At 65.5% G+C, this 10,824-nt stretch carries 6 protein-coding genes and 2 tRNA genes; 7 read left to right on the top strand and 1 reads right to left on the bottom strand.

Annotation, left to right across the window (positions count from 1 at the left end):
* Positions 1-143: 143 nt before the first annotated feature.
* From nudC to J7I92_RS16595, 3 genes are read left to right on the top strand one after another with little or no spacing between them, the layout of a single operon-like run.
* Positions 144-1,199, top strand: coding sequence for an NAD(+) diphosphatase (gene nudC, locus J7I92_RS16605; protein ID WP_214842286.1), 1,056 nt, complete (start codon positions 144-146; stop codon positions 1,197-1,199).
* 53 nt (positions 1,200-1,252) lie between these two features.
* Entirely contained in the window at positions 1,253-3,433 is a 2,181-nt protein-coding gene (locus tag J7I92_RS16600; protein WP_396020405.1) for an ATP-dependent DNA helicase UvrD2, read from the top strand.
* Positions 3,433-4,068 carry a M48 family metallopeptidase gene (locus J7I92_RS16595; RefSeq protein WP_214842284.1) on the top strand — a complete coding sequence of 212 codons (636 nt, stop codon included), beginning with the start codon at positions 3,433-3,435 and terminating at the stop codon, positions 4,066-4,068. Before J7I92_RS16600 ends, J7I92_RS16595 begins: the two co-directional genes overlap by 1 nt.
* 25 nt (positions 4,069-4,093) lie before the next feature.
* Here the strand turns inward: J7I92_RS16595 and J7I92_RS16590 are convergent, their stop codons facing one another.
* Positions 4,094-5,608: a zinc-dependent metalloprotease gene (locus tag J7I92_RS16590; RefSeq protein WP_214842282.1), complete on the bottom strand. Its 1,515-nt coding sequence runs from the start codon at positions 5,606-5,608 to the stop codon at positions 4,094-4,096.
* 220 nt (positions 5,609-5,828) lie between these two features.
* Here J7I92_RS16590 and J7I92_RS16585 point away from each other — a divergent pair, with 220 nt between their 5' ends.
* The 4 genes from J7I92_RS16585 (at position 5,829) to J7I92_RS16570 (ending at position 10,695) form a co-directional block, all read left to right on the top strand.
* On the top strand, positions 5,829-6,989 hold the full coding sequence (locus J7I92_RS16585; protein WP_251040038.1) for a PDZ domain-containing protein: 1,161 nt from the start codon (positions 5,829-5,831) through the stop codon (positions 6,987-6,989).
* Positions 6,990-7,149: 160 nt separating this feature from the next.
* The gene (locus J7I92_RS16580) at positions 7,150-10,158 is read left to right on the top strand and encodes a UPF0182 family protein (RefSeq protein ID WP_214842280.1); all 3,009 of its coding nucleotides are present in this window, start codon (positions 7,150-7,152) and stop codon (positions 10,156-10,158) included.
* A gap of 210 nt (positions 10,159-10,368) precedes the next feature.
* A tRNA-Met gene (locus tag J7I92_RS16575) sits at positions 10,369-10,442 on the top strand.
* A 179-nt stretch (positions 10,443-10,621) separates the two neighbouring features.
* A tRNA-Met gene (locus J7I92_RS16570) sits at positions 10,622-10,695 on the top strand.
* Positions 10,696-10,824: the final 129 nt, after the last annotated feature.

Raw genomic sequence — 10,824 nt, 5'->3', positions numbered from 1 at the left:
GCGCCCAAGATGGCGATGTACTGCGGCGAGTCTCCAGATCAGGACGAATTCCCTTGCGAAAGCGGCCGCGGGACGGCCCCCGGGAGCCCCCGGGGAGGCACGGGCAAATGTCAATTGTCTGTCGGAGTCAGTACGGTGGGTACATGAGTCTTGCCGAGTCCCGGGCGTCTAATCTTCACGACGGCACTGCACCGTTGCAGCGCTTGCCGGCGAACCACCTGATCGACACCGTCCTTCCGGTCCGACCCGCCCTTATCGACCGCGGGTCCGGTGCCCGGATGAAGCCGGACATGGTTGACGCCGTGGTTGATTCGGGACGGGCACTCGCGATGGTGCTGTCGCACCGCCAGGCCCTGGTTCACGGCGACAGCCTGCTGCTGACCGAGGCCGGGGGGCTCAAGGAGAGCCTGGGCGAGGCCGGGTTGGCGCCGGAAATGATTGTCTATCTCGGTTCAGCTTTGGAAAACTCGGATCTTGCCGCGGGAACGGAGATCGTCCTCTTCGTTCTGGCAGAGCCGTTTGAGGTCCGGGCGGAGCACTTTGTGCGCGCCATAGCCGGGATCCCTGCGGACGCCGTGTGGACGGGGTTCCGGGAAGTAGCGGCCCGCCTGAACGCGACCGATGCCGCCCTCTTCATCGAAGCCAGCGCCGTTGCCAACTGGCATGCCACGCATCCGCATTGCCCGCGGTGCGGAACGGCCACGCTGGTTGAGGCCGGTGGGTGGGTCCGCCGCTGTCCGGCGGACAACTCCGAGCATTATCCCCGGACTGATCCGGCCATCATCGTGACGGTGGTCGGCCCCGATGACCGGGTGCTGCTGGGCGGCGGCGGACCGCTCGATGCGAAGAACTACTCCACCCTGGCCGGCTTCGTCGAGCCCGGCGAATCCCTCGAGCAGGCCGTCGTCCGTGAAATCCAGGAGGAAGTGGGCGTCCGGGTCACCGCCGCCCAGTACCTGGGTTCCCAGTCCTGGCCGTTTCCCGCCTCCCTGATGCTGGGCTTCACCGCCAGGACACCGGACACCGAGGCAACGCCCGACGGCGTCGAGGTCACCCGGGCGAGATGGTTCAGCCGCGACGATCTCCAGGCCGCCGTGCTGAGCGGGGAGATCGTCATCTCCAGCCGGTTGTCCATCGCCCGGTCCCTGATTGAGCACTGGTACGGCGGCGTCATCCAGGACCGTCCCGCAGACGAATGACGTCCCGCAGACAGCGGACCTCCACCTAAAACCCTCGATCGACTGAGCAGCAAGTGACAACTGACAATTTTGAACTCACGGCCCCCGGCGACAGCGCGCCTCCCCCTCCCGCTCCGCTGGACAGCCGGTCCCTGGAAGAACGCATCCTGGGCGGGCTGGACGATGAGCAGCGGGAGGTCGCCAGCACGCTGAACGGACCGTTGTGCGTGCTCGCGGGCGCCGGCACAGGCAAGACACGCGCCATCACCCACCGGATTGCCTACGGCGTCCACTCGGGCGTGTACAGCCCGCAGCGGCTGCTGGCCGTGACCTTCACCGCGCGCGCCGCGGCAGAGATGCGGAGCCGGCTCCGGGACCTCGGCGTCGGCAACGTCCAGGCGCGGACCTTCCACGCGGCCGCGCTCAGGCAGCTCCAGTTCTTCTGGCCGCAGGCCATCGGCGGTGCGCTGCCCAATCTCCTGGACCACAAGGCGCAGATGATCGCGGAAGCTGCACGGCGGCTCCGGCTCAGCACCGACCGCGCGTCGATCAGGGACCTGGCGTCGGAAATTGAGTGGGCGAAGGTATCGATGCTGACGCCAGCCAATTACCTCGAGAACGCGCAGGGCCGCGGTAACCCGGGCGGCTTTGACCTCACGGCCGTGGCCCGGGTTTTCCAGTCCTACGAGGACGTGAAGACTGACCGCAACGTCATCGATTTCGAGGACGTGTTGCTGATCACCGTCGGGATCCTGCAGGAGGACCCGAAGGTAGCCGCAACCGTCCGCGAACAGTACCGGCACTTCGTCGTGGACGAATACCAGGACGTTTCGCCGCTCCAGCAGCGGCTCCTGGAACTCTGGTTGGGGGGACGCGACGAGCTGTGTGTCGTGGGCGATGCCAGCCAGACCATTTACTCGTTCACCGGTGCATCACCCAAGCACCTGCTGGGTTTCAAGGCCGCGTACCCCGGTGCCAACGTCGTCAAGCTGATCCGGGACTACCGCTCCACGCCGCAGGTGGTCAAGCTGGCAAACGACCTGCTCGCGGGCAGGCGCAGCGGAGGTCCGGTAGCGGACGCCGCATGGGCCGCGCCGCTCAAACTGGTCGCGCAGCGGCAGCCCGGGCCGCCGCCGCAGTTCACCGAATGCGCGGACGATGAAGCCGAAGCCGCCACCGTGGCGGTCAAGATCCGTGAACTGCTCGACGCCGGCACGCCGGCCAGCGAGATCGCCGTCCTGTTCCGCACCAACGGACAGTCCGAGGCCTACGAACAGGCGTTGGCCTCGGCCGGGATCGGCTACCAGCTGCGCGGGGGAGAGCGGTTCTTCGCCCGCAAGGAAGTCCGGGACGCCATCCTCCAGCTCAGGGCAGCCACCCGGGCTGTGTCCGAGGCGTCGGAGCCCCAGCCGCTGGGCCAGCTGGTCCGCGACATCGTGGCGTCCCTCGGGTACACCGAATCGGCCCCGCATAACGGCGGGGCGCTGCGGGAGCGCTGGGAGTCGCTGGCCGCACTGGTGGCACTGGCCGATGAGCTGGTCCTCAACCGCGGGCCGCAGTTCAGCCTCTCGGACTTCGTCAACGAACTGCAGGAACGGTCCCTGGCCCAGCACGCCCCCACCGTGCAAGGCGTCACGCTGGCGTCACTGCACGCAGCCAAGGGGCTTGAATGGGATGCAGTCTTCCTCGTGGGGCTCTGCGAGGGACTGATGCCGATCTCTTTCGCCGACTTCCCGGAAGATGTGGATGAGGAACGCCGGCTGCTCTATGTGGGCATCACCCGTGCGCGCGAACACCTCTCGCTGTCCTGGTCCCTGGCCCGGACCCCCGGCGGGAGGGCCAACCGGAAGCCCTCGCGCTTCCTTGACGGCCTGCGGCCGGACTCCGTGGCCAGTTCGACGGCGCGCGGCAAGGGTCCGGCGCCGCGGCGGAAGGCCGCGGCCCCGGCAATGTGCCGGGTCTGCGGCAGCATGCTCTCCACCGGTGCTGAACGCAAGGTGGGGCGGTGCAGCCAGTGCCCGCCGAGCTACGAGGAGCAGACCTTCGAGGCGCTCCGCCAGTGGCGGAAGGACGTGGCCCTGGCCGCCGAGGTCCCGGCGTTCGTCGTGTTCACCGACGCGACGCTGACCGCAATCGCGGAGGCACGGCCCGCTTCCCTCGAAGAATTGGCCCAGCTGGCCGGAATCGGCCCGTCCAAGCTGGAAAAGTACGGCGAAGCGGTGCTTGAAGTGCTGGCCGAAAGCGGCAGCGCCTGATGGCCGCAGGTCCCAAGCGGGAAGCGATTCCGCTGACAACCCACGACGGCGCCCCGGTGGTGGTGCGGCGCTCCGCACGCCGCCGCCGGACTGTGGCCGCGTTCTGGGAGAACGGCACGGCAGTAGTCGCCATCCCCGCGCACTTCAGCAAGGCGCAGGAAAGCGAGTGGGTCCACCGAATGCTGGAGAAACTCCGCCTGCAGGGCGCCCGGCGATCGCGCAGCGAAGGACGGCGCCGTCCGGCCACGGACGCCGCACTCGAGGCACACGCGGCTGAGCTGTCGAACAAGTACTTGGGCGGGCGGGCCGTTCCATCATCCGTGCGCTGGGTCAGCAACCAGAATTCCCGCTGGGGCTCGGCAACGCCGGCTGATGGAACCATCAGGCTCTCGGACAAGCTGAGGCCCATGCCGCAGTGGGTGGTCGACTATGTTCTGCTGCACGAGCTCGCCCACCTGCTGGTTGCAGGACATAACGCCGCGTTTTGGCGCCTCCTGGACGCGTACCCCGAAACGCAACGGGCCAAGGCGTTCCTCGAGGGCGTAGCTTTCGCCACCTCGCGGGGCATGCCGCCGGACGCCGACGGAGAAAGCACGAGCACCGACGAAACCGGAGTTCCGTCAGTGCTCGGCTGAAGTGCGTCAGTGCCCGGCCGGGGCGTCAGGCTTTCGGAGTCCCGCCGTCGTCCTCGGTGCCCTGACCGTCGTCGGTGCCCTTGTCTTCCTCGGTGGCAGAACCCTCCCCGGTGGCCGGACCGTCGTCGTCCTTGCCTGAACCATCTGCGCCTGAACCTTCTGCGCCTGAACCTTCTGCATCGGCGGCCGGTTCATCGAACCCGCCGTTCAACAGCTTCTGCAGGGCGTCATCCACTTCGGTATCGCTCGCTTCAGCGAGTTTGCGCCGTGCACTGAAGCCCTGGGGATCGTCCAGGTCCTCGCCGGTGGGCAGGAGGTCGGGATGGTGCCAGACGGCGTCACGGCCTTCGGTGCCGCGTTCCTCCTTGAGGGAGGCCCACAACGTCGCAGCTTCGCGGAGGCGGCGGGGGCGAAGTTCGAGCCCCACGAGGGACGAAAATGCGTGTTCGGCCGGGCCGCCCGTTGCCCGGCGCCGCCGTACCGTCTCGCGCAGCGCCGACGCTGAGGGCAGGAACTTCTCCGTCGCTGCCGCCGTCAGTTCATCAACCCAGCCTTCCACCAGGGCCAGCGCCGTTTCGAGTTTCTCCAGTGCCTGTTCCTGGGCGGGGGTCCGCTGGGGCATGAAAACGCCCTGGGAGAGCGCCTCCTGAATTCCCTCGGGGTTGCTGGGATCGATCTCCCTGGCGAGTTCCTCGATCTTGGAGGTGTCGATGTGGATGCCCCGGGCATACGCCTCGATGGCACCCAGGAGGTGGCCGCGGAGCCAGGGGACCTGGACGAAAAGCCGGGCATGGGCTGCCTCCCGCACGGCCAGGAAAAGCCGGATGTCGTTCTCGGGCAGGCTCAGGCCTTCGCCGAACTTGGCCACGTTGGCCGGGAGCAGGGCCATTTCGAGGTCGGCCAGCGGCACGCCGATGTCAGTCGAGCTCACAACTTCCGCGGAAAGGGCTCCAATTGCCTGGCCAAGCTGCATCCCGAAAATGGCTCCGCCCATGTTCTGCAGCATGGACGAGGCGCCGCCCATCATGGACTTCATCTCCTCAGGCATCTGCTCGGTCATCGCGGTGGACAGCGCGTTTGCAATGCTGTTGGCCACCGGTTCGGTAAGCCGCTTCCAGGTGCCCAGTGTTTCTTCGACCCACTCCGCACGGGACCAGGCCCGGCCGATCAGGCCGGTTGCCGGGAGCTCCGTGACCTGGTCAAGCCACAGCTCGGCCAGCCGCAGCGCCTCATCGATCTCACGCGACTGCTGCGCCGTGACGGAGGGGTCGGAGCCGCTTGCCGCCACGCGCCGCGCGTTCTCATGGGCAAGCTGCCAGTTGACGGGTCCCTCGGAGGGCGCGCTCATCATGGCCTGCACTTGCGAGAACATCTGCGCCAGAAGATTCGGGTCGTTGGGAAGCCCCGCGGCCTTGGCCAGTTCAGCGGGGTCTATGCCACCCATGCCCTTGCCACCCATGAGGTTTTGAAGCATTTCCGCAAGCGGATCCTTAGGGGTGTCGTCGTCGCCATTGGACGGATTGAGTGGGTTGGAGGTCATGATCCCGCCGATCGTCGGTGTGACTGTTGATCACCTTCACGGTACCCCGGGGCGTCGGCGGCTGTCTGCCGAATCCAGCCCCGTTCGCTGTAGGCAAAGAGCGCCCCCGGCCCCCGCAACGCGTACTGTTAGTAATCGGAATATTTGCGGGCTGCCGTCATTGCGACCCGGTTCAGCCACACTGCCGCGTCCGCGGGCGCAGGTACGGAGAGGTCCTTCATTGACAATCACCCAGGGTGACCAGGTTCCGGGCGATCCCGCGGATCCGGGAAGCGGCGACAGGACCGTCCGTGGCCGGCGCTCACGCCGGTCCACATCCCGTGCCAAAGCACGCGACAACCGCTACCCGGCCATGGTGGCCTCCGGGTTGCTGGCACTCGCGTTTGGCATCACCGCCGCCAGCCTGCCCGTGCCCTATGTCGTGGAATCACCCGGGCCCACGTTCAATACCCTTGCCAATGACAACGGTCACCCGGTGATCAGCGTGACGGGCCGCGAAACTTTTCCGGCCAAGGGGAACCTCGATCTCACCACCGTCTACGTCGATGGCGGACCCAACGGTCCCGTCAGCGTCTTCGAAGCCTTTAGCGCATGGCTGGACAAATCCAAGGCGGTCTATCCGGAAGAGCTCATCTTCCCCAGCGGCATCACGAAAGAGGTGTCCCAGCAGGAGAGTGCCGTGGCGATGGCGACCTCCCAGGAGAACGCCACCGCTTCGGCCCTGAAAGAACTCGGCATCCCCTTTGAGCAGAAGCTGCTGGTGGCGGATCTTGCGGACCAGTCGGCTTCTGCCGGCAAACTCCAGGCCGGTGACGTGTTTTCCACCGTCAACGGCAAGCCTGTGACGTCGCTCGGCGTTGTCCAGGAGGAACTGGCCGCCGGAAAGGGAAACCCCGCCACCGTCGTCGTTGCCCGCGACGGCGCTGCCGTCACGGAAACCATCACCCCCACCGAGAACGCCGCCGGCAAGTTCATCCTGGGCGTGCTGCTTCAGTACGAATTCAAGTTCCCTTTCGACGTCAAAATCTCACTCGACAAGGTGGGCGGGCCCAGCGCCGGCATGATGTTCGCCCTGGGGATCATCGACACCGTCACGCCGGGGGACCTGACCGGCGGAAAACACGTCGCCGGAACCGGCACCATCACGCCCGACGGCATCGTCGGATCCATCGGGGGGATCGGGCAGAAGATGTACGGCGCCAGGGCGGACGGCGCGGCGGTTTTCCTCGCCCCCGCGGCCAATTGCGCAGAAGTGGTGGGTCACATTCCGGAGGGCCTGCAGGTGGTCAAAGTCGAGAACCTGGCCGAGGCACGCGAGGCCGTCAGCGTGGTCGGTTCCGGCGGCGACATCTCCGGACTTCCCACCTGCACCAGCAACTAGACTAATTGCAGGAACTAAGCATCACTGCCACTCGTGGCACCTATTGGCTGGCGTTGCGCCCCGCATCCGGGGTGATGCGCCGGTCCGAGCATCACAACATCACGCGCACTCTGATTTTTGACAAGACCAGCTACAGACAACCAGCTATGAGGTACCGAGTTTGTCCCGTCCTGCCAGCTCCACTCCGCCCGGAAGACCCCAGCCAAGGCGAGGTGCCTTGACGCCGACGTTGATCGTCGTAGCACTGGTTGTGGTCGGATTCATCTTCTTCGCCAACGTATGGACCGATGTTCTCTGGTACCAGCAGCTCGGGTTCTTCGAAGTCTTCCTCACGGAGAACCTTGCCCGGATTGTCATCTTCCTGATCGGCTTCGCGCTGATGTTCCTGGCGATGTTCTATGCCATCCGCATTGCGTACCATGCGCGTCCTGTCTACGCCCCGGACTCCGAGATCAGGGACAACCTGAACCGCTACCAGGCCCAGCTGGAACCCGTCCGCAGGGTTGTCATGGTCGGACTCCCGGTGCTGTTCGGCCTCTTCGCAGGAAGTGCCGCCGCCAGTCAATGGCAGAAAGTGCTGCTGTTCTTTAACCAGGAGCAGTTCGGCCAGAACGATCCGCAGTTCCACCTGGACATCAGCTTCTACCTGATGACCCTGCCTTTCCTCGGTTTCATCACGGGCTTCCTCATCAGCGTCACTGTGGTTGCAGGCATTGCGGGCATTCTCACGCACTACCTGTACGGCAGCATCCGGATCATGGAACGCGGCATGTTCACCAGCCGTGCCGCCCAGATCCACCTCGCCGTCACCGGCGCAGTCTTCCTGCTGCTGCTCGGCGTGAACTTCTGGCTGGACCGCTATTCCGCGGTGCAGAACAGCAACGGACGCTGGTCCGGCGCACTCTACACGGACGTCAACGCCGTCATCCCCACCAAGTCGATCCTGGCTGTTGCCGCCGCGCTGGTGGCCATCCTGTTCATCATTGCGGCCGTGATCGGCAAATGGCGCCTGCCCGTGATCGGCACGGCAATGCTGGTCATTACCTCCATCCTGGCCGGCGGCGTCTACCCGTGGGTCATCCAGCAGTTCCAGGTGCGCCCGTCCGAACAGACCCTGGAAAAGCCGTTCATCGAGCGGAACATCAGCATGACCCGCTCCGCCTACGGCCTGGATAAGGTACAGGAAGATCGGTATAACGCCACCACGAATGCGACCACCGGCGCCCTGGCCCCGGACGCCCAGACCACCGCCAACATCCGGCTCCTGGACCCGAACCTGATTTCGGACGCGTTCTCCCAGTTGGAGCAGTACCGGCCTTACTACCAGTTCCCGAGCGCCCTGAACGTGGACCGGTACGAAGTTGACGGCAAGGTCCAGGACACCGTGATCGCCGTCCGCGAGCTGAACCCGGACGGCCTCAGCGCCAACCAGCAGTCCTGGCTGAACCGGCACGTGGTCTACACGCACGGTTACGGCGTAGTGGCGGCCAAGGGCAACAAGTTCACAGCAGACGGAAAGCCTGAGTTCCTGCAGGCCGGCATTCCGTCCACCGGCGTCCTTGGCAACGATTCCAGCTACCAGCCCAGGATCTACTTCGGCGAAAACTCGCCCGAATACTCCATCGTCGGAGCCCCGGACGGTTCCCAGCACCGCGAACAGGACCGCCCCGCCGGCAAGGAAGGCGACGGCGAGACCCAGTACACCTTCACCGGCAACGGCGGGCCGAACGTCGGCAGCTTCTTCAACAAGGTCCTCTACGCCATCAAGTTCCAGTCCTCGGACCTCCTGCTGTCCGACGGCGTGAACGCGGAATCGCAGATCCTCTACGACCGCAATCCGCGGGACCGCGTTGAAAAGGTTGCGCCCTACCTCACCGTCGACGGCAACGCCTACCCGGCAGTGGTGGACGGCCGGGTGAAGTGGATCGTGGACGGCTACACCACGAGCCAGTACTACCCGTACTCGCAGCAGGAGCAACTTTCCGCCGCGACGGCAGATTCACAGACTACGGCCGGGCGCACCGTGGCCCTGCCCAACAGCTCGGTGAACTACATCCGTAACTCCGTGAAGGCGACGGTTGACGCGTACGACGGCTCGGTAACCCTGTACGCCTGGGACGACCAGGACCCGGTACTGAAGGCCTGGCAGAACATCTTCCCGACATCGTTGAAGCCCTACTCGGAGATGTCCGGCGCGCTCATGAGCCACGTCCGCTACCCCGAGGACCTGTTCAAGGTCCAGCGCGAACTGCTGGGCCGCTACCACGTCACCCAGCCGGACAACTTCTACACGAACAATGACGCCTGGTCCGTGCCGAACGATCCCACGGTCAAGGAAGAGGTCAAGCAGCCGCCGTTCTACATGTCCCTGCAGATGCCTGACCAGGACAAGCCCGCGTTCCAGCTGACGTCCTCGTTCATTCCGCAGGTGGTCAACGGCACAGCCCGGAACGTGCTTTACGGATTCCTCGCCGCGGACTCAGACGCCGGTAACCAGAAGGGCGTCAAGGCCGAAAGCTACGGGCAGCTCAGGTTACTGCAGATTCCGCCGGAGGCCCAGGTTCCCGGCCCGGGCCAGGCCCAGAACAAGTTCAACTCGGACCCCACAGTGTCCCAGGCCCTGAACCTGCTCCGGCAGGGCGCGTCCGCTGTCCTGAACGGCAACCTGCTGACCCTCCCGGTGGGCGGCGGTCTGTTGTACGTCCAGCCCGTCTACCTGCGGTCCACGGGCGAAACGTCGTACCCCACGCTCCAGCGCGTGCTGGTGGCGTTCGGCGACAAGATCGGCTTCGCGCCGACGCTTGATGATGCGCTGAACCAGCTCTTCGGCGGCAATTCGGGAGCCACGGCCGGTGACTCAGCCAACAACGGCCAGACGCCTCCGACGACTGGTGGCGGCACAGCGCCGCCGGCCACCGGCGGCACGGACGCCAAGGCGGAGCTGAAGGCGGCCCTGGACGAGGCCAACGCGGCCATCCGGGCAGGCCAGGAGGCCCTGGCCAAGGGTGACTTCGCGGCCTACGGCGAGCAGCAGAAGAAGCTGTCCGCCGCTCTGCAGAAGGCGATCGACGCCGAAGCCAAGCTCGGCGTTGAAGGTGCTTCTCCCACGCCGGCCCCCACAGCCAACCCGTCGGCCGCCGCGACGCCGTCGCCCTCGCCAAGCAGCTAACCCGCGGCTAAACCGGACAGCTAAAAGCAGGTGAAAGAAGGCCGGTTCCCCTTCCGCGAGGACAGGGGAGCCGGCTTTTGCCGTACCCCCGAAAAGCAGCGACTTCGGGAGTATGTGGCTTGCCGGGAGGCCATCCCGGCAGGCCGAGACACAGATCACGTCCCCTCAATTTGGTCTGAAGTTCACCGGCGGGTAATGTTGTTCTTGCGACGCGGGGTGGAGCAGTTCGGTAGCTCGCTGGGCTCATAACCCAGAGGTCACAGGTTCAAATCCTGTCCCCGCAACTGAAGGAAAAGTCCGGAATTCCCGCAAGGGAATTCCGGACTTTTTGCTTTGCTGCCGTCCGAGCCGGATTTCCCTCCGGACGGAACACTGGTTCGGGGAGTCCGCCGGCAGTCCACCGGCGGTCCGAACGGGGAGTGGTCGGGACGGTCGGAAAAGTAGGGTAGTGTTTATCAAGCGACGCGGGGTGGAGCAGTTCGGTAGCTCGCTGGGCTCATAACCCAGAGGTCACAGGTTCAAATCCTGTCCCCGCAACTATATGAAGGCCCTGGCCGGGAAGTATCCCGGCCAGGGCCTTTCTCGTTGCCGGCATCGGACATTGCCCGGGCCTCCCCAACTACTAGCATTTCCTAGTATTCTCATTTCCGGAGGCAACACCGCTGA

The organism is Arthrobacter sp. ISL-72 (assembly GCF_018613755.1).
Classification (GTDB): Bacteria; Actinomycetota; Actinomycetes; order Actinomycetales; family Micrococcaceae; genus Arthrobacter.
Note: the sequence above shows the minus strand (reverse complement) of the source record. Positions and strands in the feature narration are given on the sequence as shown.